This is a genomic window from Marinomonas sp. MED121 (assembly GCF_000153025.1).
Taxonomy (GTDB): Bacteria; Pseudomonadota; Gammaproteobacteria; order Pseudomonadales; family Marinomonadaceae; genus Marinomonas.
Genome location: NZ_CH672432.1, coordinates 108,423 through 130,653 on the forward strand (window position 1 = coordinate 108,423; position 22,231 = coordinate 130,653).

General features: G+C 39.1%; 20 protein-coding genes and 1 riboswitch. Of the genes, 9 read left to right on the top strand and 11 right to left on the bottom strand.

The genetic code is table 11. From position 1 onward, the window contains the following. Positions 1-32: 32 nt before the first annotated feature. On the bottom strand, positions 33-1,757 hold the full coding sequence (locus MED121_RS15865; RefSeq protein ID WP_009834734.1) for an ABC transporter permease subunit: 1,725 nt from the start codon (positions 1,755-1,757) through the stop codon (positions 33-35). Positions 1,758-1,865: 108 nt separating this feature from the next. Next, positions 1,866-3,062 (bottom strand): ABC transporter substrate-binding protein, encoded by a 1,197-nt coding sequence (locus tag MED121_RS15870; protein ID WP_009834735.1) that lies wholly within the window; start codon positions 3,060-3,062, stop codon positions 1,866-1,868. A 146-nt stretch (positions 3,063-3,208) separates the two neighbouring features. On the opposite strand from MED121_RS15870, the gene MED121_RS15875 reads away from it, so the two are divergent. From MED121_RS15875 to MED121_RS15890, 4 genes are all read left to right on the top strand, one after another. Further along, positions 3,209-4,354 carry a succinylglutamate desuccinylase/aspartoacylase family protein gene (locus MED121_RS15875; protein WP_009834736.1) on the top strand — a complete coding sequence of 382 codons (1,146 nt, stop codon included), beginning with the start codon at positions 3,209-3,211 and terminating at the stop codon, positions 4,352-4,354. 90 nt (positions 4,355-4,444) lie between these two features. Further along, positions 4,445-6,745, top strand: a complete 2,301-nt coding sequence (locus tag MED121_RS15880; RefSeq protein ID WP_009834737.1) for an ATP-dependent helicase — start codon at positions 4,445-4,447, stop codon at positions 6,743-6,745. Positions 6,746-7,124: 379 nt separating this feature from the next. Further along, positions 7,125-7,568, top strand: a complete 444-nt coding sequence (locus MED121_RS15885; RefSeq protein ID WP_009834738.1) for a GNAT family N-acetyltransferase — start codon at positions 7,125-7,127, stop codon at positions 7,566-7,568. A 121-nt stretch (positions 7,569-7,689) separates the two neighbouring features. Further along, the gene (locus tag MED121_RS15890; protein WP_207382828.1) at positions 7,690-8,181 is read left to right on the top strand and encodes a DUF1842 domain-containing protein; all 492 of its coding nucleotides are present in this window, start codon (positions 7,690-7,692) and stop codon (positions 8,179-8,181) included. Between the two features lie 81 nt (positions 8,182-8,262). Here the strand turns inward: MED121_RS15890 and MED121_RS15895 are convergent, their stop codons facing one another. After that, positions 8,263-10,080, bottom strand: a complete 1,818-nt coding sequence (locus MED121_RS15895) for a M3 family metallopeptidase (protein ID WP_242603220.1) — start codon at positions 10,078-10,080, stop codon at positions 8,263-8,265. Positions 10,081-10,388: 308 nt separating this feature from the next. Here MED121_RS15895 and MED121_RS15900 point away from each other — a divergent pair, with 308 nt between their 5' ends. Together MED121_RS15900 and MED121_RS15905 are read left to right on the top strand one after the other, a co-directional pair. Continuing rightward, positions 10,389-10,688, top strand: coding sequence for a hypothetical protein (locus MED121_RS15900; protein WP_009834741.1), 300 nt, complete (start codon positions 10,389-10,391; stop codon positions 10,686-10,688). Positions 10,689-10,854: 166 nt separating this feature from the next. After that, positions 10,855-11,547 carry an aspartate/glutamate racemase family protein gene (locus MED121_RS15905; protein ID WP_009834742.1) on the top strand — a complete coding sequence of 231 codons (693 nt, stop codon included), beginning with the start codon at positions 10,855-10,857 and terminating at the stop codon, positions 11,545-11,547. Between the two features lie 105 nt (positions 11,548-11,652). Here MED121_RS15905 and tal read toward each other — a convergent pair whose 3' ends face one another. Together tal and dusA are read right to left on the bottom strand one after the other, a co-directional pair. Further along, positions 11,653-12,603 (bottom strand): transaldolase, encoded by a 951-nt coding sequence (gene tal / locus MED121_RS15910; protein ID WP_009834743.1) that lies wholly within the window; start codon positions 12,601-12,603, stop codon positions 11,653-11,655. After that, entirely contained in the window at positions 12,593-13,642 is a 1,050-nt protein-coding gene (dusA, locus tag MED121_RS15915; RefSeq protein WP_009834744.1) for a tRNA dihydrouridine(20/20a) synthase DusA, read from the bottom strand. The genes tal and dusA overlap by 11 nt, the downstream gene beginning before the upstream one ends. Positions 13,643-14,300: 658 nt before the next feature. Here dusA and MED121_RS15920 point away from each other — a divergent pair. Continuing rightward, positions 14,301-15,197, top strand: a complete 897-nt coding sequence (locus MED121_RS15920; RefSeq protein WP_009834745.1) for an alpha/beta hydrolase — start codon at positions 14,301-14,303, stop codon at positions 15,195-15,197. Between the two features lie 179 nt (positions 15,198-15,376). Beyond that, a complete protein-coding gene (locus MED121_RS15925) occupies positions 15,377-15,700 on the top strand; it encodes a hypothetical protein (protein WP_009834746.1) in 324 nt (107 codons plus the stop codon). A gap of 34 nt (positions 15,701-15,734) precedes the next feature. Here the strand turns inward: MED121_RS15925 and MED121_RS24445 are convergent, their stop codons facing one another. The 6 genes from MED121_RS24445 to MED121_RS15950 form a co-directional block, all read right to left on the bottom strand. After that, positions 15,735-15,887 carry a hypothetical protein gene (locus MED121_RS24445; RefSeq protein WP_009834747.1) on the bottom strand — a complete coding sequence of 51 codons (153 nt, stop codon included), beginning with the start codon at positions 15,885-15,887 and terminating at the stop codon, positions 15,735-15,737. A gap of 367 nt (positions 15,888-16,254) precedes the next feature. Continuing rightward, a complete protein-coding gene (locus tag MED121_RS15930; protein WP_009834748.1) occupies positions 16,255-16,743 on the bottom strand; it encodes a 6,7-dimethyl-8-ribityllumazine synthase in 489 nt (162 codons plus the stop codon). Positions 16,744-16,871: 128 nt separating this feature from the next. Continuing rightward, positions 16,872-17,017: riboswitch (FMN riboswitch) on the bottom strand. Positions 17,018-17,264: 247 nt separating this feature from the next. Continuing rightward, the gene (gene dctP, locus MED121_RS15935; RefSeq protein WP_009834749.1) at positions 17,265-18,335 is read right to left on the bottom strand and encodes a TRAP transporter substrate-binding protein DctP; all 1,071 of its coding nucleotides are present in this window, start codon (positions 18,333-18,335) and stop codon (positions 17,265-17,267) included. A gap of 45 nt (positions 18,336-18,380) precedes the next feature. Further along, on the bottom strand, positions 18,381-19,673 hold the full coding sequence (locus MED121_RS15940; RefSeq protein ID WP_009834750.1) for a TRAP transporter large permease: 1,293 nt from the start codon (positions 19,671-19,673) through the stop codon (positions 18,381-18,383). 43 nt (positions 19,674-19,716) lie between these two features. After that, entirely contained in the window at positions 19,717-20,253 is a 537-nt protein-coding gene (locus tag MED121_RS15945; RefSeq protein ID WP_036180920.1) for a TRAP transporter small permease subunit, read from the bottom strand. Positions 20,254-20,288: 35 nt separating this feature from the next. Next, positions 20,289-21,191, bottom strand: coding sequence for an aldo/keto reductase (locus MED121_RS15950; protein WP_009834752.1), 903 nt, complete (start codon positions 21,189-21,191; stop codon positions 20,289-20,291). A 308-nt stretch (positions 21,192-21,499) separates the two neighbouring features. Between MED121_RS15950 and MED121_RS15955 the strand changes: the two genes are divergently transcribed. Beyond that, the gene (locus MED121_RS15955; protein ID WP_009834753.1) at positions 21,500-22,219 is read left to right on the top strand and encodes a GntR family transcriptional regulator; all 720 of its coding nucleotides are present in this window, start codon (positions 21,500-21,502) and stop codon (positions 22,217-22,219) included. Positions 22,220-22,231 lie beyond the last annotated feature (12 nt).

Consider the following 22,231-nt stretch of genomic DNA (forward strand, 5'->3'; position numbering starts at 1 on the left):
TCTTCTCTATTCTATAAGTAATTGATTAAAGTTTAACGAAAAATAGACTGAAAATTCAGCCTATAGTTAGTCCAAACTCTAGGAAGCCACTGGGCAAGCATAAATATGACGAGTGGAAATAAGGCCTGCAACATGGCCATATTACCTACTTTTTTTCTTTCACCAGAAGCGGCTAAAGCAACGGCTTCAGTTGTTAATGTGTTGATACGCCCCTCACCAGCAGTCAAGGTTGGTAAGTATTGCGCGAAACTAACCGCAATCCCAAGTGCAAAGGCGCTGAACAACGCAGGCTTTAACATGGCTAGTTTTATTTTGAAAAAAGAAGCGGTTGGGTGCTTATTTAAACAAATAGCTTGTACGTAAAAGTCTTGATTATAAGCAAGATAAGGCCCTGATAATGTGAGGTAGACATAAGGTAAAACATACAGTAAATGCAGGCCTATGACGGCCAAGAGAGAACCACTGTTGTTACTCCAAATAAGAAATACCTGAATGCCAAATAAGAACCCCACTTGCGGTAAAATCATAGGTAAATAAATAAAGCGATCAAACCATTTGGTATTTGCTGGCTTTAATCGTTTTTGCTCTAACATCAAGATACTGATGGCTAGGGCTAACAAGGTGCTAATAAAAGCGATCACTAAACTGACACAAGCAAGGTCAAATAATAGCGGGCTCAACTGCTCAATCTTTTTGAAGGACCAACTTGAAGGCAGCACATCCGGAAATCGCCATCTTTGCGTAAATGCCCATATCGGCAATACAAACAAAGAGAGCAGGGCCAGTACCACACAGATGATATAACTAAATGCAGCCCCTTTGAGTAAGGGGGCGAATAGGGTATGGCGTTTACCGTTTGACCAACGATAGCGATCGAAGCGGGTAATGACTTGATAGCAAGACTCCCAAAACAATGCAGAGACAAGAATAATTAACATAAGTAATACCGCTCCAGCAGAAGCGGTAAAGCGTTTATCCAGATTAGTATCGTTATACCAATGAAACAAAGTCACAGCAAAGGTTGATGGGGTGTTTGGGCCTATCACGAGTGATAAATCCACCACAGTTAAACTAAAGGCTAAGATAACTAACAAAGGCAAGCGAATGAGAGGATAAAGCAGCGGGAAAATAACCTTTCGCCAAACGCTCAAGCGTGAGTATCCCATACTGGTTCCGACCTTAATTAATTCACAGGTCTTGATTTGGTCTAAGCTGGCTAGGATTACAAACAAAAGATAGGGGGTTTCTTTGACAATCAAAGCGAGAACCAGTGAAAGAGCATAAGGGTCTTGCACACTGACCCAGATAGGCGGCCTTTCATATTGCGTAAGCCAGGGGCTGAATAATCGAACAAGCCAACCACTTGGGCTTAATACAAAGACTAAACCAATCGCGATCGCGGCATGGGGAATCGCTAGAATGGGAGCAAGGGTATGTCTGATACTTATTAGCCAGCGACTTTCATAAAAAACAGCAATGGTTGAAAAGGCGATAATAAAAGACAGAAATGTCGCAAGAAGACCGCTGATTAATGTGAGTTTTAAACTGCCGTAGACTTCAGGTGATTGAAAAAGGTTGTGCCAGGGTTTTAAGCTAAATGTATAGTGAGATAAAGCCGGTAAATAGTCAAAAGCAGGTAAAACGGTACCCGCTAAGCCCAATATAATGGGAGAGATTAGGCCAATAGTAATCAAAATGGACAGGAGTCTTAAGCAGGTCAATTTTGCAAAATAATGAAAAAAAGATTGCTTAATCAATGAGGTAAACCCTTATTTTAAATTTTTCCAAAAAGACAGATATCACACTAATTAGCCAGCATTGAATGAAAGTAAATGGGCTTGCTCATACAAAACAAGCCCAATGTATTAACGTGAATAGCGTTTACGCCATTCATTTTCTAGCGCTTCAACCCAAGAAACATGAGGTTCAGGCAAACTGGTTCCTAGCTCTTCCAAAGTTAAAGTCGCAATACCTCTTGGTAGGGCATTAAATTTTGCTTGATCTTGAGGGTTGAGATTTTGATAACTTAAAACGCTTAAATCTCCCCAAGTAGTGGGGTTTTGCTTTTTAATTTGCGCTTTTGGTGACAACAAAAAATTGGCTACGACTTGAGCGCCTGCGGTAGAGGCTGAATTATAAGGTATGGCAACAAAGTGTGTATTACCTATGGTACCTCTTTCAAAAACATATGATCTTACCGTGTCGCTTAGATTTCCTTGATCAATTTGGACTGAAGCGGCAGAAACATCAAAGCTTAAAGCAAGGTCAATTTCTTGATCATCTAATAATCGAATCATTTGTTCTGAGTTTGACGGGAAGGAAGAGCCCGCGCGCCATGCATTAGGATGTAGTTCATCTAAAAATGACCATAATGGACGTGTGACTTGATCAAAATCAACTTGAGTAACAGGTTTTGATAAGGCATTTGGATAATGGGTTGTTTCAATAAGTGCTTGCTTTAAAAAAGTGGTGCCTAAAAACTGAGGGGGTTCAGGGTAGGTAATTCGACCCGGATTATTTTTTGCATAAGCCAACAATTGATGCATGGTTTTAGGCGGTTGTTCAATCATGTCGGTGTCGTACATGAAAATAACCTGGGCGGCTCCCCAAGGTGATTCCATACCTTCTACCTTGGTACCAAAATCCAGGGTTAAACTCGTTTTGCTTGATTCATCAATATAGGCGTAATTTGGTAGATCATGACTAAAAGGGCCGTACAATAAATTGTTTTGTTTTAACGTTCGAAAGTTTTCACCATTAATCCAGATAAGGTCAATTGAACCTTTATTGTTATTACCTGCCGCTTTTTCTGCCAAGACCCTTGAGACAGCATCGGCCGTATCTGCCAGCTTAACGTGCTTTAAATTAACTTGATATTGGTCTTTGACATTCATTTTTATCCAATCAATATAATCATTGATGTTGTCAGAACCCCCCCAAGCATTCCAATAAACCGTTTGGCCTTTGGCTTCTTCTAGTGTGTCTTCCCATGATTGTGCATGAAGTGATTGCAGGGTAAGCGATGAGAGAATACTTGCAGCAAGGAAAGTATGTTTTAACATGAATGATCCTATTGATAATGGGTCAATGATATAAAAGTTAATTCTAATGTATAGGATTTAAAAATTGTATTTTAGTTCAATCCTTTAGGCATCTTTTATCGTATTATATGGGGCTTATTTTCAGCTTATTTGATTAAGGCCTTTTTATGTCCCACCAAATACTTTCTCATATTTTGCCTTCTGCAACGCCTGGTAGTGCTCGCATGATTAAGGCCCATCATTTCGGTGAGGTGGGTGCACGACCGAAAATATATCTTCAGGCCGGTTTACATGCTGATGAATGGCCAGGTTTTTTAGTCTTGAATAAGTTAATTAAAGCCCTAACTAGCGCTGATGAAGCCGGGCTTATTAAAGGTGAAATCACCATTGTTCCTGTGGCAAATCCAATTGGTTTAGCGCAGAACTTTCATGGCTATATTCCTGGTCGTTTTGCTTTCTCCGATGGCGGCGGTAATTTTAACCGTAATTGGCCTCAATTAGGTGAGAAAATTGAACATCAAATCAAAGGTCAGATTAGCTCAGACACGGATGTGAATGCGAGTCTTATTCGAAATGCGATTACCCATGAACTTAAAAACTTACCCGAAACAACAGAATTACAAGGCTTAAGAAAAACCTTATTAGCCATGTCGATGGATGCTGATGAAATATTGGACTTACATTGCTCTGGTGAAGCCTGTATGCATGCTTATGTGGCGCAGGAGTTTGAATCACACTTTGCTCCTTTACTAGCAAGACTCGGGGCAAATGTTGCTTTGTCTGAACTTGAAACCGGCGCACATTCTTTTGATGAAACGAATGTGAGCGTATGGCGCCATCTCAAAAATCATTATGCCCATTTAGTTCCTTGGGGTGCGAGATCGTTAACCTTGGAATTAAGAGGTGAAAATGACATTAGTAAAGCTCAAGCCACAGAAGATGCTAATGCAATTTTTGATTACTTATGTGAGCGTAATGTGATTGATAAACCTGTGTCAGAGGTCGATACAAGCCAGTTAGAATACTTTCCGTTAGACGCGATGGATTTAGTAAAAGCGCCTTGTGCTGGCATTGTATGTTACAACAAAAAAATTGGCGATAAGGTAGAAGCGGGTGAGAAGATTGGTGAGGTCGTTGATTTAATGGCAGACGATGTTAATCAGTCTGAGCATGCGCTAATTGCCCGAACCAATGGTATCTTTTTTGCGAGGCTGCAAAGACGTTTAGTTATTTGTGGCGAGGCAATTGGTAAAATCGCAGGCAAAGAGCACCTTGCTTATCGAGAAATCGGACACTTATTTGAAGATAAATAGGCTCAAGTAAACGAGTTCGAAGGTAAAGACTCATCCTAAATATTCGTAACACTGTATGCCACTTTGGCGCTTAGTAAATAGATTTAATTCATGACTCAATATACCCAAGAACAGCTCGCGGTTATTCAAGCAAACACCAATATTAATGCAAAAATTATTGCTGTCGCAGGCGCCGGTAAAACCACGACCTTAATTGCCAGAATCAATCATTTGATTGAACAAGGTGTTCAGCCTGATCGAATTGCGGTGTTTATGTTCAATAAAAGTGCGCAAGAAGAATTTAGCCAAAGGCTATTACAGGCGATGACGCATCAAAGTACCGCCTTAAAACCTGAGGTAATGACCTTTCATAGTTTTGGTATGAAGTTAGCAAGGCGAATGGAACAGAGAGGGTTAATTGAACGTTCTGAATTAATCACTGATGATTTCTCTTTGGTTAAGCTGATGCGTGAAGCAATGCAGCAGCTGGTGAGAATGCAGGTAAATATTGAGTTACATGATGAAAAAGATTGGCTGGAAGATGCCATGTTATTTGTTGATCAAGTTAAAGCCTCAACGCAATCGGCTAAAGCTGTTTTTCTCGAGGCTAAATGGTCAAAGGATAGGGCGTTTTTCCCCGCACTTTATAAGCAATTAGAGATTATTCGAAAACGTAAGAAAATTCGATTCTTTTCAGATCTTATCAGTGACCCCCTAAGTTTTATCGAAGATGCGAATGAAGAACAAAAAGCCCTTTACCTAGGCTTAGTCCCTAAATATACCCATTTGTTAATTGATGAGTTTCAGGACATCAATGATAGTCAGTACAGCTTACTGAAACACTTATACCAATCCCATTCCTATTGGATGATGGTTGGTGATGTGCAGCAATGTATTTATGAGTGGCGTGGGGCCAAACCAGACATTATGGCCAAACAAATTGATCACGATTTTAAGCCAATCCATCGATTTGATCTAAGTACAAGTTTTCGCTTTGGTCATCAGATTGGCTTGATGGCCAGTAATCTGTTAGCTCATAACAAGCAACTTGATAACGAAACGCCAGAGGAGGAGAGTGCTTGTGTGATTGGTAAAGGTGAACAAACTGAGTTTTCTTTTGCCCAATACGATAAAACAGGTAAAGCGCTGTTAAATGAATTAAAAACTTGGGGAAACCAAGTGGGTAACTTGTCAAATTGTGCCGTATTAGTGCGCTTATACAGTGATATGGTGCCAATTCAGCTTGCACTCATGCATCGAAAAGTCCCTTATCAACTGCATGGGGATTCACCTTTATTTGAAAATAGACAAATTCGTATGCTGATGGCCTATATTGGTGTCATGGCTGGTGGATTAGATGACGCGAGTCTTTTTTACCATAAAGAGGATATTAGCTATTTAATGACAGTACCGAGTCTGGGCATTCCTCCCAATCAGAGAAAAACCATCAATCAAAGGGCCATAGCCTCACCCCATTTAATTCCTCAAATGTTGGAAAGTATGGCGGATGAAACGAATGGATGGCGTGCTAAAAAACTATTAGAAAGAGCAGACTGGCTGAGAAGTTTGACCTTATATAGCAAGCAACCAGATAAAGGTATTATCAACACCTTAGATAAACTCGGCATTTATCGATACTTTGAAAACACCAGTAGTAAAGAAATTCAATATAATGAAAAAGTGGCAACATGTGAGTCTTTTATTGCTTATGTTGCAGGTGTAAAACTGGATGCTAAAGCCTTATTAGACGAATTAAAACAACTCGCTTCATTGGATCAAAGTCGGGAAAATAGCAAGAATCAGGATAGTCTTCACCTTATGAGTCTTCATAAGGCTAAAGGATTAGAGTTTGACCTAGTGATTATGGCGGGCCTAAAAGAGGGGCTGTTTCCTTATTATGAAGCGAATAAACTTGATGCGACTCAGTTAGCAGCAGAGCGTCGTTTGTTTTATGTGGGAATCACAAGAGCCAAGAAAAAGCTGGTGTTACTGACTAAGCCAGATAAAGCGGAAGCAAAACGGTTAGAGGTAGCTGAGAAAGCCATTAATACCAAAAAAGTGTCAGATATCTCTCGCTTTATTTACGAATCACAACCGCTTCTTTGCCAAAAAATATTGCAAAGACAAGATGATCATCAAGCTTCAAACATAGAAGTAAAAGACACAGCAAAAATTAAAGCTTACTTTGCCCAAGCCGGCATGACCCTTAATAATCCATTACAGCAATCCCAGCATGAGTTTAGTGGTAAGTTAAAGCCAGGTGAAAAAGTACGACATGACCAATTTGGACAAGGGGTCGTTATTCGCCAAGAAAAGGGTGGTAATGAAATGATCTATGTCGAATTTGAAGAGGTTGGCTTTAAGCGGTTTAATCCAAGACATACCAAGTTAGTTAAATTGGTGAATCAATAAAACCCCTTTTATAGCGATTGGGTTTCAATGATTAAGGGAAAAGACAGTTTAACTCTGTCTTCTTCTGCAAACAGTTTTAACTGTGGCAATATTAATAAAAACTAATTTAAGGTATTGTTTTATAAGAGAATTAATGAAAGATTGTTGGTTGCTTTATTTATATAACTGCAAGGTTTTTTTGTTGTTGTAATGTAAGGAATTGGCAGGATTTTTAATTTTAATATTTTTTTATGTAATCTTTAATGAACATAACTGAAACAAATAAAACAGCAATGTTTTGATTTGTAGGAATAGAAAATTCAAATTCTGTTCACCTTTTATATCTGTTATAAAAAATGAAAATAGAGCAGTAGATATCAAAGGTAATTCTAATAAGTTCATGATTATTCAAACAATTACTTGGCAGCAGACCTTGCCAGTTCGACAGGCAGTCATATGGCCAAATAAACCGGAAATTTTTTGTCAGGTAGAAGAGGATAGAGAAAGCACCCATTATGGTGCTTTTTTTGACAATAGAATTGTCACTGTTGCATCTTTATACGCTAAAACTATTAACGGGATTTGTCGCGTTAGGCTTAGATATTTCGCATCATTAGCTGAATATCAAAAAATTGGAATAGGTAATAAATTAATACAACATATCATTACTGACCTTAAGGCCCAAGAGGTTGATTATCTTTGGTGTGATAGCCCTAAATTTGCATTATTATTTTATAAAAAGCTTGGTTTTAAGGTGTATGGAGAAGAGTTTTTAAAACAAGGAGAGCCTTTTTTAACAGTTTACCTAAAACTGAATCGGATTCAGTCTTTTTTTAACTTGTAATTGTACGTAATTCAATTTTTAGTCCATGCTTACTATGATTGAGAATGATTACGGTTAAGTAAGGTTATTGTAATCGTGTTTGTAATCAAATCGGTAACGACAGATGATTAAGGATGAACACATGACTATACAAGCTGAAAATAAACAGGGATTGTTTAGAGCATCTTATTACATAACTCAAAAAATCGGAGGCCAAGAAAAACTTGGATGCGCCACATTAAGACTTGATTTGATTATTAATGGCCCAGAAAAGTCTGTAAATGGTATTTCCAATCTGTATCAAGCATCAAATCCCCCCGTCAATGTCATTTCTCACCTCAATGGTGATTGGTCATATATCTCACACAATAACCAGATAAATACCTTAATCGTCGTAGATGGCTTCGACTTATGTGATATTCAGTTTGGTGGCAATCCAATGGCCCATAAAAATGTGAGCCTTAGATTAGTCATGTCAGAAGATTGGTTATCCGGTACCGCTAGTTTTAATTATTTGTATGAAGGTGAATGGTATGAGGTGGAATACGCTAACGTTTCTTTGCTCGAAGGCGAAAAGCAAATAAACCTAGATGCCTTGTCTAGCTTTATCCATGCAAATCAACCGACTCTTTAAACTTTTAAGCCCCTGTATTTAATCTGATACAAGGGCTTTGTTTCCTTATGAAAAATAGGTCTTATTAATAAAGGCTTCAAATTATTTACATAATGCCTCATCACCTAGATGATTATCAGCAATACTCAAGTCACCATCCACTATTTTAATTTTAGCGTTGAGTGGCTTCTTCTCACTGCGTTCACGTGTCTTTAATGATGAGATTTCAGCTTTCGCTTCTTGCCAAGCTTTGTCACTAGAAAGGTTACAGTGTGTAGCAAGATAAGCAGGGTTGAATTCTTCACCCGTTAAGTTTTGGATGGTTTGCCTGTGGGTTAGGCTATTGCCTGGTTTCCAATAATGTTCCGCTAGAAGTGGCCCTATCGCAGGATTATCTGTCAAGTAACCAAACTGTTTTTTGAAGTAATCACGGGTTTGATAAACTGCCATATGTGCCAATAGATAACCTTGATATGAACAGGCGGCTTCTTGAGAGAGCAGATGTGGGATAGCAAGTAATGGCCTTGGACTTGTTTTAAGACCCAGTACACTGGCCTCAGTCTCTCTTGCGAGGTTCGTAAGAAACGAGGGGCTTAGCTTGTCTTCATCAGCGCTATAAAGAGCCCATTCAAAATAGGGGACTACCAGTATGCTTCTTTCTTCAAAGGCCTTAAATGGCTGATTAGCATTAATAAGAGATTGAATAAGTGAATCCGGTATTGGCTCACCCTCATCATTAATCGCATATTGTTTTAACCAATCAGCATCATTCAATAAGCTATCACAGAACATTGACTGAGTTTCGGCATAAGCCATTGAGGTAGGCGAAAACTCATGAGAGAAGCAAGGTGAGTTCTGTTTCACATTTGCAAAATGAGCAGCATGGCCTCCTTCATGAAATAAGGTATTAATACCATTAAAACCACTGCCTATCTGGTCAGGCTTAGCGTTGCTCGTAAAATTGACTTTTGCTGCCTGCCATTTTTCTTGATTATAAAATGAAGGGATAGGGCCATGGCAGAAGCCATTTTGAAACTTCCCTTCACGATCAAGCAAGTCCAAGGTTAAATTAGCCCCTGAATAATCAATGTTTAAACGACCAAAGGATTCAATCCAACGCCTTAAGGACTTAGTGAAAGGCACATATGCATCAAGCTCTCTAGAGGCATCACCTTGAAACATATATCTAAAATTGTGCCCCAAAGCGGCTGCATCCCCTTTTTCTTGAACTAGCTGTTCAATGCTTTGTTTATTTCTCTCTCGAGTTTGTTGTTCAAAGTCTTCAAATATCTCAAACAAGCTTTCCGGTGTCATTTGCTCAGTTTTATTAAGCTTATAGTCAAAAAAGTTGCGATAACCTTGGTCGCGAGCAAACTCATTTCGTTGCTTAACCAGTTCAATATAACCATTATTGAGGACCCATTGCTCAAGGTCTAACAAGGCTTGGTGAGAGGTTTGCCTGACTATTTCATGCTCACTATTACTAATATTGGCTGACAGCACAGTTAACGAAGCGGGCAGGGTTTCACCTGTTTCGTTGGTAAAATATATGATGTGCTTTTGTCGCTTAGCAAAGAGGTTCGCTTCCGCTTTAATCAAGGCAGCCATTTTTGCTCTACCTGAATCACTTTCGATGGTGTTAGCTTCAAAATAAGCTAACCATCCTTGTAATCCTTTTAATGTATCTCGCTCATTAACATCTAACTGGCTGATCATATTTCTTGTTTGCTTAACCTTATCAGGAGAAGAAATAAACGCATTTAACTTAGATTCAGCTAAGGCAAAAGCATCATGTTCATTACTTGTTCCCATATAGGTTTGCCAGAATAGATCTTCTTTGCAGCGATGTAGTGATAGGTACTCATTATTGAGACGTAAAAAAAAGTCTCTTGGGGTTTCTTGATCCATTGGGTTAGTCAACGTTCTTCCTTGTTATTATGTCAATAATTGAATATCGGACAGCAAGCTTACTTAAAGTTTCAGAGAAATGACACTCACTAACTTTAACAAATCTTAAGGTTAAAATTTTAAGATGTTTCATAGTGGATCTGAGATTAATCTTTTGATCTTGCCACCATCTAGATAAGACATTTATCAAAACCTTCACGTTGAAAAAAACCTAAGACTTGATCTTTTTAAGTCGTTATGGAACCCTGAAATAGATAGCGTTAAGACATATTTAAGTAACAAATCATTATTCTAGAACAATAAAAAAGTGAGAATAACTTATGAGACAAACCTTTTCTAATAGCGATAACGATTTTGGTTTAGCCCTAGAGTGCCCCCATTGTGGCTCTCATTATTTACATCAAAAGAAAGTGGAGGTGTTTCAACGTAACGAGGATGATAGAAGTGGTCTACATGTTAGTGTTGATGAAAAGGTAACAACCGATACCAATATTGCGGACAATCCAAGTCCAAGAAGACAAGGGTTAACACTTCATTTTAGCTGTGAAGGTTGCCCCACCATTTCTTCTTTTTCTATCTATCAGCATCATGGTTCCACCTACATGAAATTTACCTCCTAAGAATTTATTTTTAAGCCACATATATTAAAGTGTGGCTTTTTCCTTGTAAGGCTCCGCATTTGTTTATTTCCTCTGTATCTTTCACCGAATGAGTGACTGTCACTATTTAAAATCCCAATAGTTCGCTTTTATAGAGACTGCATCTTGTTTAAAGAAGGAGTAATTAATGAAAACAATTGGGTTAATTGGGGGTATGAGTTGGGAGTCAAGTGCCACTTATTACCGAGAAATAAATCAAACTGTGAAACAAGAATTAGGTGGTTTACACAGTGCCAAAATTTGTCTCATGAGTGTCGATTTTGCTGAGATTGCACTCTGCCAAGAAAAAGGGGATTGGGATAAAGCCGCCAAAATATTAACCAATGCCGCTAAGAGTTTAGAAAAAGCAGGCGTCGATTTTATCCTGATTGGCACCAATACCATGCATAAAGTGGCGAATCAGATAAAGGCCAATATTAATGTGCCCTTATTACATATTGCCCATGCGACAGGTGAAAGACTTATAGCAGATAAGATTGAAAAGGTCGCTTTATTAGGCACGGCGTTTACTATGGAACAAGCGTTTTATAAAGATACCCTTAGTAAGGCATTTGGATTAGAAGTGCTTGTACCTCAAGCAGGGGATGCCCAAATAATACACAATATTATTTATCAAGAACTTTGTTTGGGGAAGTGTTTAGAAGAATCCAAAAAAGCCTACCTTGATATTATTAGTCGCTTGGTAGAAGAGGGAGCACAAGGTGTTATCTTAGGCTGTACCGAAATTGGTCTTTTGATTCAGCAGTCTGATCTTAACATACCTGTTTATGATACCTGCCTTATTCATGCCAAGGCTGCGGTGACGTTAGCGCTTGAGTAGAAGGGTGAACCCAACTGGGTCTATAAATAAAAAAGCACCCTATGCTTTTTTCTGGATGGCATAGGGCGCTTTTACAAAGCAATCAAGAATAGCTTGGTATGCCTGTTATAGCATAGCCGCCAGTTTCTCTTCTAGCTTGTTTTGGTCGATAGCAAAGTTACGAATGCCTTCAGATAACTTTTCTGTCGCCATGGCATCTTGATTCATTTCCCAACGAAACTCAGCTTCAGTAATGGCTTCTGGAGCTGCTTCGATGTCAGCAACTGGCACAAGTTTACGCTCTAAAGTGCCCGTATCTTTTTCAAGCTCACCGAGTAAAGCCGGTGCGATTGTCAGACGGTCACAACCTGCTAGTTGTTCAATTTCACCAATGTTTCTAAAACTTGCACCCATCACAACTGTTTTGTAATCATGTTGCTTGTAGTAGTTATATATTTCAGTCACAGAAACCACACCTGGATCAGTTTCTGCTGTGTAGTCTTCGCCAGTCGATTTTTTATACCAATCTAGGATACGACCTACAAAGGGAGAAATAAGATAAACACCTGCTTCTGCGCACGCTTTTGCTTGAGCGAAAGAAAAAAGCAATGTTAGGTTGCAATTAATGCCTTCTTTTTCTAACTCTTCAGCCGCTTTAATGCCTTCCCATGTAGACGCTGCTTTGATTAATACTCTGTCTTTAGAAACACCCGCTTCTTCGTACAGTTTGATCAGTTTACGAGCTTTCGCCAAGGTAGCGTCTTTATCAAAAGACAAACGTGCATCCACTTCAGTTGAGATACGACCAGGTACGGTCTTGAGGATTTCAGCACCAACAATAACGGCCAACTTATCTGAAGCGTCTATGATTTGTTGGTTAAGGTCATCACTTTGTGATTTAGCCCAAGTAATGGCTTGATCAATAAATGGAGCATACTCAGGAATTTGAGCTGCTTTAAGCATTAATGAAGGGTTAGTTGTTGCATCTTCTGGCATATACTCTTTAATCGCCGCGATATCACCCGTATCAGCAACGATAGTTGTAAACTCTTTAAGTTGAGAAAGCTTATTGCTCATTATTAATTTCCTTCGCTCTAGTTAACTGTTCTGTGACCAAATCAATGGCCTGTTTTAATACATCAATCGATGCATCTTTTTTATGTCCTTGCTCTGATAGATAGCGTCTAAATTGCTTACCACCAGGCTGTCCTAAGAATATTCCCATAATGTGACGAGTTAAGTGCGATAGGCGCTCGCCATTATTCAATCTGTGCTCAACAAAAGGCACAAAATTTCTCAGTGCTTGTATTCTGTCTTGAACTTGGTCTTCTTTATCAAATAAACGTGAATCAACCTGACTCAAAATCCAAGGGTTATTATAGGCTTCACGTCCTACCATAACGCCATCTAGATGCTTTAAATGATGCTCACATTCATCTAATGTTTTGATGCCGCCATTGATAATAATTTCTAAATCAGGAAAATCTTTTTTCAATTGATAAACAAAATCATATTTTAATGGTGGGATTTCACGATTTTGTTTAGGGCTTAAGCCCGCTAATATGGCATTCCTTGCATGTACGATAAAAGTCTGTGTGCCTGTCGTGGCGACGTCACCAATAAAGTCTCTTACGATGCTATAATCTTGCTGGTCGTCTAAGCCAATTCTGTGCTTTAAGGTCACAGGGATAGAGCAAGCATCTTGCATCGCCTTCATGGCATCTTTTACTTTCTCTGGATGCGCCATGAGAATGGCGCCGATTAAGCTATGTTGCACCTTATAGCTAGGGCAGCCAGCATTTAAATTGACTTCATCATAGCCAAATTTCTCTGCTAACTTAGCACACTGAGCTAATGCATTTGCATCAGAACCACCTAGCTGTAAGGCAATAGGGTGCTCAATATCTTCAAATCTCAAAAAACGCTCAGGGTTATCTCCTTTCAAAAGGGCGCCGGTTGTCACCATTTCAGTATAAAGGAGTGTTTCAGTGGTCAAGGCGCGCGCAAATACACGGTAATCAGATGTTGTCCAATCTAGCATGGGTGCAATGCTAAAGCGGCGATTCACCTTATTTTTAACTGGCTTACCTGTCTTTAATGAGTTGGTTTCTGGCATAAAATATATTATATAAAACTGTATTGGTTGAGAGTCTGTATCAGAGATAAATTAAGTTATTCTAAAAAAGAAATTCCATTAATTTAGGGGCGGAATTATGCCATAAAATCCCCATTATTGATTGCATGAAATTTCATTAATTGGTAATTAATTTTCACTCTATGCCTCAAAAAAGCGATTTGGAATGATTAATTTGACTCATTGTGTCATAAAATTACAAAGAAATAAATTTTACCAAAAGTAAAAATACATCCTCATACGCTTTAATCAGTACGCGACTTCTTAGACAAATGCGGGAAGGTCACTCTAAGAAAGCCAATTTTTTAATAAGACACCTAAATTTAAATAATAAGTTATCAAACCAAAAAAGGGTGTGGTAATGAAGAAAGCTTAGAACCTTATCAATAAAGCGACTATCAAGTTACGATTTTCGCCTTAACTCTCAAACAATTTATCCACACGCTGATGCGGCAGGACTTATTAGAAGCTTCCTTAACTATATTCTAATGACTCTTTTGATAAGCCTAAGAAAAGCAAACATACTTAATAAATCCCAAGACCAATATGGTAAAACTTGTTAAAACAAGGTGATATGCTTTTATTGAACTAGCTATGTGCTTATAATCTAATCACAAATGACAGTTATGGGCTTGAGTTGATGTTAAAACCTTTAAAAAACCTCCTTATCGTTACTTCACTTGCTTGTGTGGGTGGATTACAGGCACAGATTGCCCCATTAACGAGCTCGAGTGCCAATACCCCAACCATTTTCGAGCTGCCTGATCAAATTTATGGCAGCCATGAATTGCAAACCCTTGATATTTACCTCCCATCATTTCCTATCAATACCAAAAAAAGACCGGCAATTTTAATGGTTCATGGGGGCGCCTGGACTTCAGGTGATAAAACGGATGCCATTAGTATTTCAAATAAGATGGTACGCTGGGTACCAAACGGTATGGTGTTTGCTTCAACTAATTACAGAAGCTTATTTGATGCAAAACCAAATAGGCAGGCGAGGGATGTTGCCAAAGCAATCGCTTTATTACAAAGAAAGATGGAAGCTTGGGGCGGTGATGCCAGCAATGTTATTTTGATGGGGCATTCATCAGGGGCCTATTTGGCATCTTTGTTAGCTGCAAATCCGAGTATGGCATTTGAAGAAGGGGTGAAGCCTTGGTTAGGTACTATTGTGATCAATCCCATCGCCCTTGATACCATTGACTTGATGGAAAACGATGCTAATTATGCCCAAAGAGACGCGTTTGGGGATGACCCAAGTTATTGGTCAAGTGTTTCACCACTACATCAGTTAACGCCTTCAGCCATTCCTATGATGATGGTTTGTTCCACTTTGGAAGAACCTGATAACTGTGCAAGCTCTGAAGCATTTAATTTAAAAGCACAAGAAATGTCGAGAGAAACAAAGGTTGTCAAAATCAATCTTGATGAGAAAGAAATCATCGACTCACTGGGGCTCTCCAGTCAATACACGGATATTATCGAAGCCTATATTTACGAGATTTTTCAGAAAAACCCTGATAATCAGAAATAATTTTAAATTTCTGTATAAAAAAACGCCACCTTGGCGTTTTTTTTGCTTTATTGATAGAGATGACAAAAGTTAAAACTAGGTTAGCCTTCTGATTAAAGCTGTTTTAGTCAGCCATTATCTTACATGGTTCTCTCGTCAGTACAGGCTTGACCATTCTTAATATTGGAGTGGAATAAATCATGTTTGTTAAAGCTGAGAGACTATCACACCTGTCACTTTTCAAGTTGTTACTGACGGCTTTAAGCAGTAGCTTATTCGTACTGCTTCTCCTTATTGCTATCTTGATCTCTGTGGTTACTTATCTTTCTGATAATAGCTTTTTAGGCAAGCCCTATCATTTTTTAGATATTTTTACCCTTTTTATTGTGAGTTGGCCGCTTTTGAGCCTCTTTCTGACAAGTTTACTTTGGTTGTTAAGTGCTTCGGGTTTATGGTTATTTTCACAGGTATTTAGTATTAAACTAGAGTTTGAAGATGTGATTGAAACATCTTTAAAACAATGACTTATATGGTTTTTAGTAAAGCAGTCATTTTAGCCTATAGGGCATACTTATTATTATCAATGAGTCGCACCCTTGTCGTTTTAGCATTGATTTCAACGGGGTGACCTGATTGATAAAACCGAGTTTCTGATTCATCCTGGCTGTGCCATCTGGCGTCTGAATCAAAGAGATTCGCTATCTTTATCATTCTTACTCTCAAAGAGCATGTCATGCCTTGCAACTAAAGATAGAAATAGAGATAGAGGGTAAAGATACTGTTTAAAAGCTAAGGCAGAGCTAAGACTCTATTGATAAGGCGCTATTTAAATGTCACTAAGTAAAAAAAATAGTAAATAAAAAGCCGTAAAACACAAGTCAAAACAACACTCTGCTAAATGCATCATGCTTAAAGGCATAGTGAGTTCTATCAAAAAAGGTGGCAATAAGACGGCATAAAGTGGCAACTGACTTTCTAAAAACTTCTAATTACTTTCTAAAAACCTTCTTAGTGCCCCATTCTTTTAACAGCTATTTAGCTGCTTATTAATGGTAATTAATAAGCAGCTACGCAATGGCTATAAGGTTTTTGTTTGAGCCGTAAGTCTAATTGTCTCATCAACCGCATTAGCAAGCTCAGTGCCTTTTACAACGAAGTGACGACTAAAATAGTCTTTATGCTCAGCATGCTCATGAAAATTATGAGGAGTGAGTACAGCCGTTAATACAGGTACTTCAGTTTCTAATTGAACCTGCATTAAACCAGTACAAATCGCTTGAGCAACAAAGTCATGACGATAAATACCACCGTCTACCACGAGGCCAGAGCCTGCAATGGCTGCATACTTTCCTGTTTTAGCTAAGATTTTAGCCTGAAGCGGTATTTCATAGGCGCCAGGTACTGGGAAGACATCAATGAGGTCTGTGTTATATCCACGCTTTTCTAATTCTGCTTTAAAGCCATCAAGGCAATTTAAAACAATATCAGAATGCCAAGAACCGTATAAGAATGCGATACGTTGGTTATTTGCGTTAAAAGTAGAGTTATTCGTTAAGCTCTGATTCATAAGTAAATCCTATATAAAATATTGAATCAGGGCGAACGGACAGGCAAAGAGTGATTAGTATTTAACGAATAAATACCAAACAGCCCTGCACAATTAGCGAGCTAATAGGCGAGTAAAATTCTTGTCTGACACGCTCTCTATCATCCGGACTATGACCGTCGGCTCTGGAATCACACCAGATCTGCTGACTCTAATCTATACGATTAGACGCTCGCGGGCTTAAACCTAAGTTCTTACCGCCGGTGGGGAATTTCACCCCGCCCCGAGAACGAAACTGGTCTAAAACCAGCACGCAAAATGTATTGTTTTATCTAGTGTATGTCAAAGGAGAAAGTGAACTTAATCGCACTTTTTTTGATGATTTCATCATATAGTCATTATTTGTTCTTATTTCGACAATTTTAACAGCATAACCTGAACAAATATTAAACAGCTGGTTTTTTTTAACATTAAATATACTTTGTTTTAAAACAAAAAAAGAGGCCCGAAGGCCTCATAAAAATGGAGTAAGAGCAATAGGATTAATTGAGGTCAGCAGCGTAGGCTTGCTCAATTTCCTTTTCAGCTTCAGCAGCAGATTTAGCTAACAGGTCAAACCATTTCTCGCCATCTTTGATATTGCCTTTGAACCAGTCATAAACAGGTTCTGCTGATTTTTTAAAGTCGGCTTTTTGCTCAGGTGTTGGTACATAAAGTTCACCACCTGCTTTAGCAAAGTCTTGATATGCTTGAATTGACTTTCGTTTTGGTGATGCAAATGTTGCTTGTTGCAAGGCGCTGAAGCCATCAACGACCACTTTACGAAGGTCTTCAGGCATATCCATGAAAGATTCGTTGCTCATGTACCAAAGCGCAGACATATAAGCATGACCATCTAGAGTGACATGCTTAAGACCCGCTTCGGTGAACTTCATCCCCATAATATCCGTGATACCGTTTTTAGAACCTTCAACCACACCGGTTTGGAATGAAGTAAATAGTTCAGGCCAAGGGATGGGAGTAGGGCTAGCACCTAGAGAACGAACAAGTTCTTGTGGCAAGTCAGATACCACGGTTCTGATTTTCAACCCATCTAAATCTCCCGGTGTTTTTACTGTACGTTTAGTATTAGCAAAGTTACGCCAGCCACCGGTATTACCAATTGTCATCAGACGTACTGTATCGCCTGAATCCGCAAGAATTTGCTTACGTAATTCACGGGTAAAGTCACCCTCAAGAACGGTTTCTGCCACTCTGTCATCACGTAGCAAATAAGGTAGGTCTAACACTTGAACGTAAGGATACATAGCAGATGCACCACCTGAGGTAGAGATATAAATATCAACTGACCCATATTCTAGTGCTTCAAGACATTCCACCCCATTACCACAAAGTTGTGTGCCTATGTACAAATCGACGTTAATACGACCGTTTGAATGGGATTCTACAAAGTCTTTGAATACGACTAAACCATCATAATCTTCATCATTTTCATTTGAGTTCGCTACCGCGCGAAGGTTGAAGTCAGCAGCTTGCGCCTGCGCACCTAATAATACGCCGGCTGCTAAGATAGCTGTACCAAACACACTAGAGATTTTAGTTTTTAGAAACATTAAGTCGTCCTCGTTTTTTTATTATTTAATTGGTTTACTAAATGTTTATCCTGACACCAGACCTAAGAGTCTTGGCATTGTCATGGATAAGGATGGGAAAAAGGTAATAAGAAATATCACAGCAACTTCTACCGCTAAAAAAGGGAGAATTGCCTTTGAAATGGCTTCGATGCGTTCACCAGAGACACTGGATGCCACAAAGAGAACTAATCCCATGGGCGGCGTTGCCAAGCCAACGGTTAAGTTCACACTCATAATGATGGCAAAATGCACTGGATCTATACCCAGATTAATAAAGATCGGGCCTAAGATAGGACCAAGGATAATAATGGCAGGGCCTGCATCTAAAAACATGCCGACAACAAATAACAGAATGTTAATTAAGAAAAGTAACATTAGTGGGTTATCACTAATCGCAAGTACCCATTCAGCAAGGATTTCAGCACTGTGTGAGAGGCTTACCACCGTTTTAAAAGCAATGGCAGATCCAACCAATAAAAGCACAACAGCAGAAGCTTGAGCGCCCTTAATAAAAATATCAGGCAGATCAGACAGTTTAACGGTTTTCATTACCCAAACACTGATGATTAAGGCGTAAAAGGTTGCAACCGCAGAGGCTTCTGTAGGGGTAAAAATACCACCAATAATGCCACCCAAAATAATGACAGGGGCAAATAATGGTAAAATAGCCCCTTTGGTTGCTTGACCTCTCTCTTTCCAAGTTGATTTTGGCCCTGCAATTGGAAAGTCATATTTCTTTGCCATTAAGGCAACCATTATCATTAAGGACACACCAACTAAAATACCTGGCACTATCCCTGCTGCAAACAAGGCTGCGACAGAAACTTCCATGGTATAAGCATAGATAATCATGATGCCAGAAGGAGGGATAATAGGACCGATGACGGAAGAGGCGGCTGTGATGGCTGCGGCAAACTTACGTTTATAGCCATTCTTTTCCATTGCTGGAATCATCATAGAACCAATGGCGGATGTGTCAGCGACCGCTGAGCCAGAAAGTCCTGCAAACAGCATACTGGATAAGATATTTACATGGGCAAGACCACCGCGAACATGACCAATAAAAGATTGGGAAAATTGAACCAAATTTAAGGTGATGCCACCACGGTTCATTATTTCACCAGCAAGCATGAAAAACGGAATCGCCATTAAAGGAAAGGAATCTATGCCGTTGTATATATTACGAAAAAGTAACGAGACATCGCGCTCCATGCCGGTAGCATAAAGCATAATTCCAGGCGCAGTTAACATGGCAAAAAATACTGGCATGCCAATCAACAAAAAAACTAAAAACAGGGGTAAAAATAGCGCTAACATTGGTTTTTCTCTCGTTTTTATTATTTTTTGAAAGTAATTTAAATTAAGTTTCTTTTATATCTAAAGCATAGAGATCTGCTCTGCCCATCAAACAGCCAATTTCACGTAGAACGAGCTCTATGTTAGATAACAGCATGGTAAAAAAGCAGACAGGCATCGCCAGGTAAATCCAAGCTCTTGAAATATGAATTGATGCGGCTCTTGAACGAAAACCTCGTTCAAAAAAATCAATTCCTAAGGTAAATAATTTAAATAGCACTAACCCAGCCAAGAGGTAGAGAGCCAGCTTTAGTACACTGGCTAACTTTGTTGGTAGGGCAAGAATCAACATGTCTATAGCAACAAACCCACCTTTACGGTAAGCCTCACCAGCAACCACAGCCATCATCCAAATCATCAGTGCTCTGGCGGCTTCTTCTGGCCATGGCAGGGCGCTATTTAAAACATAACGAAAGAACACCTGAAGCAGAATAACGCTTATCATCAAGGCAACAAGTACCCAAGCAATATTGCGTCCAACCTTATGCAGCATAAGGTTAAATCGACTCAGGTATTTAACTAACGGCATTAATATGACCATTTGCTTCTCCCAGTAATCATCTTAAACTCGTTTGCTTATGGCACTTCCTGTCCTTCAGCAGCAGTCCAAAGTTCAAACCAAGTTTCTCGATCAATTTCAACATTTAAGGCATCTGATAAATGCTTAATACGTTCAGGGTTATTGGTGCCTACAACAGGTAAAATGTTAGCAGGATGAGCTAATAACCAAGCTAGAGCGATATGATCAATACTGGTATTTTGAGCATCACAGATACGTTTAAAGATAGGTGCTAAACGCTCTGTTGCAGCAGAATTTTTAAATAATTCGCCACCGGCTAGTGGTGACCAAGCCATTGGCGTAATATCATCCGTTTGCATTGCCGATAAGGAGCCATCAACAAAGCCTTGACGATTAAGCAGGCTCATTTCAATTTGATTTGTCAGTAGCGGATGTTTCATGTGCTTTTGGATCAACTTCCAATCCCAAGGTGTAAAATTAGAAACACCAACGCCGCGCACTTTGCCGCTATCAATGAGAGAATCGAGGGTAGAGGCGGTTTCTTTCGCATCCATAAAGGGATCAGGGCGGTGAATTAGCAGTAGATCCAGGTAGTCAGTTGCCAAATTAGTTAGGCTTTGCTCGACACTTGTTTGTATATAGTGTGCGCTGGTATCGTAAAACTTCACTCTACGTTGTGGGAATTTTTCAGATAATAGAGCAATATCGCATTTTGATATTAGCTGAATCTTCTCTCTTAAAGCCGTATCATTTTTTATAGCATTACCAAAAATCGCTTCGCAGCGATAATCCCCATAGATATCAGCATGGTCAAAACTGGTAATCCCTTGCGCTAAACACAGATCAATTTTTTCTCTAACATGTGCGCTTGAGGTATCTTCTGCATCATCTAAACGCCATGCACCGTATACCAAACGGCTTAATTCAATCTCTGACTGACCCATTGTTATTTTTTTCATTGTCTAACTCACCCTAAAACACTTTGCTCAAACAAAACGGTTAATGATTCTGTTACTTAAACTGGTGCTCTGACCACTAGAAGAAAACTGAATCAAGATAACTTGTATATTTACACTATCAGTGTATTCTAATGATGTAAATCAATAGTAAATGAATTTTATATCTTTTTAGCTTTTTTAAGATAACTCTAATATAGAGTCACTATATTTAGCTTTTAATACAGTTACTTTTTAAATGTGCCTAAGCTTTCTTAAGCCGCATGAGTCTGTAAAATAGAGGTGAAATCACTTCCTTATGGAGCGAATGCGTGAAAGATAAAAAAACAAAAAAGAAACTGCCTCTATATATTCAAATTGGAGAGCTATTACATAGGGAAATTGCAGCGGGTCATTGGCAAGCAGGTGAACGTTTACCTGTTGAAGCAGAGCTTGCGGTTAAGCTAGGTGTTGCGGTGGGTACTTTACGAAAATCCCTTGCCAAGCTTGAAGCTGATGGATTACTTGAAAGACGACAAGGTTCGGGGACTTATGTAAAGCGTGCTCCAGGTGGACGTGCGATTTATCAATTTTTTCATTTAGAGCTTTTAGAAGGTGGTGGTGCACCCAGCGCCGACACTCTGAGTCTTGAGCTTGATGTCAATAATAGCGTTAATTCACAGCTTAGAATCGAGCAAGTCAATGCATCAACTTGGTGTATTAAGCGCTTACGTTATTTAAATCGTGAATTAGTTGCTGCAGAGCAAATCTGGTTTAGTCAAAAACATGCCAACAGTCTTTCCTTAGACGATTTACACGAATCACTTTATTTACATTATCGAGAGAATTTTTCTTTCTGGATAAGTCGTGTTGAAGATGAAATTGATTGCGCACCTATCCCTGATTGGGTTGCAGATAGCCTTCAACTGAACAAAGATCAGATCTTGCCAAGGGTGCAAAGAAGAGGCTGGTCAAACGAGGATAATATAGAGGAATATTCCTTAACCTGGTTTGACCCGAGTAAATGCCGCTACTTTGCCCGTTGGCGTTAATACAACTAAAAA

Bases quoted from the DNA above. Each gene is read 5' to 3' on its own strand.
- MED121_RS15870 (WP_009834735.1), bottom strand. From the start codon at position 3,062: ATGTTAAAACATACTTTCCTTGCTGCAAGTATTCTCTCATCGCTTACC.
- MED121_RS15875 (WP_009834736.1), top strand. From the start codon at position 3,209: ATGTCCCACCAAATACTTTCTCATATTTTGCCTTCTGCAACGCCTGGT.
- MED121_RS15880 (WP_009834737.1), top strand. From the start codon at position 4,445: ATGACTCAATATACCCAAGAACAGCTCGCGGTTATTCAAGCAAACACC.
- MED121_RS15885 (WP_009834738.1), top strand. From the start codon at position 7,125: ATGATTATTCAAACAATTACTTGGCAGCAGACCTTGCCAGTTCGACAG.
- MED121_RS15890 (WP_207382828.1), top strand. From the start codon at position 7,690: ATGACTATACAAGCTGAAAATAAACAGGGATTGTTTAGAGCATCTTAT.
- MED121_RS15900 (WP_009834741.1), top strand. From the start codon at position 10,389: ATGAGACAAACCTTTTCTAATAGCGATAACGATTTTGGTTTAGCCCTA.
- MED121_RS15905 (WP_009834742.1), top strand. From the start codon at position 10,855: ATGAAAACAATTGGGTTAATTGGGGGTATGAGTTGGGAGTCAAGTGCC.
- tal (WP_009834743.1), bottom strand. From the start codon at position 12,603: ATGAGCAATAAGCTTTCTCAACTTAAAGAGTTTACAACTATCGTTGCT.
- dusA (WP_009834744.1), bottom strand. From the start codon at position 13,642: ATGCCAGAAACCAACTCATTAAAGACAGGTAAGCCAGTTAAAAATAAG.
- MED121_RS15920 (WP_009834745.1), top strand. From the start codon at position 14,301: ATGTTAAAACCTTTAAAAAACCTCCTTATCGTTACTTCACTTGCTTGT.
- MED121_RS15925 (WP_009834746.1), top strand. From the start codon at position 15,377: ATGTTTGTTAAAGCTGAGAGACTATCACACCTGTCACTTTTCAAGTTG.
- MED121_RS24445 (WP_009834747.1), bottom strand. From the start codon at position 15,887: ATGATAAAGATAGCGAATCTCTTTGATTCAGACGCCAGATGGCACAGC.
- MED121_RS15930 (WP_009834748.1), bottom strand. From the start codon at position 16,743: ATGAATCAGAGCTTAACGAATAACTCTACTTTTAACGCAAATAACCAA.
- dctP (WP_009834749.1), bottom strand. From the start codon at position 18,335: ATGTTTCTAAAAACTAAAATCTCTAGTGTGTTTGGTACAGCTATCTTA.
- MED121_RS15940 (WP_009834750.1), bottom strand. From the start codon at position 19,673: ATGTTAGCGCTATTTTTACCCCTGTTTTTAGTTTTTTTGTTGATTGGC.
- MED121_RS15945 (WP_036180920.1), bottom strand. From the start codon at position 20,253: ATGGTCATATTAATGCCGTTAGTTAAATACCTGAGTCGATTTAACCTT.
- MED121_RS15950 (WP_009834752.1), bottom strand. From the start codon at position 21,191: ATGAAAAAAATAACAATGGGTCAGTCAGAGATTGAATTAAGCCGTTTG.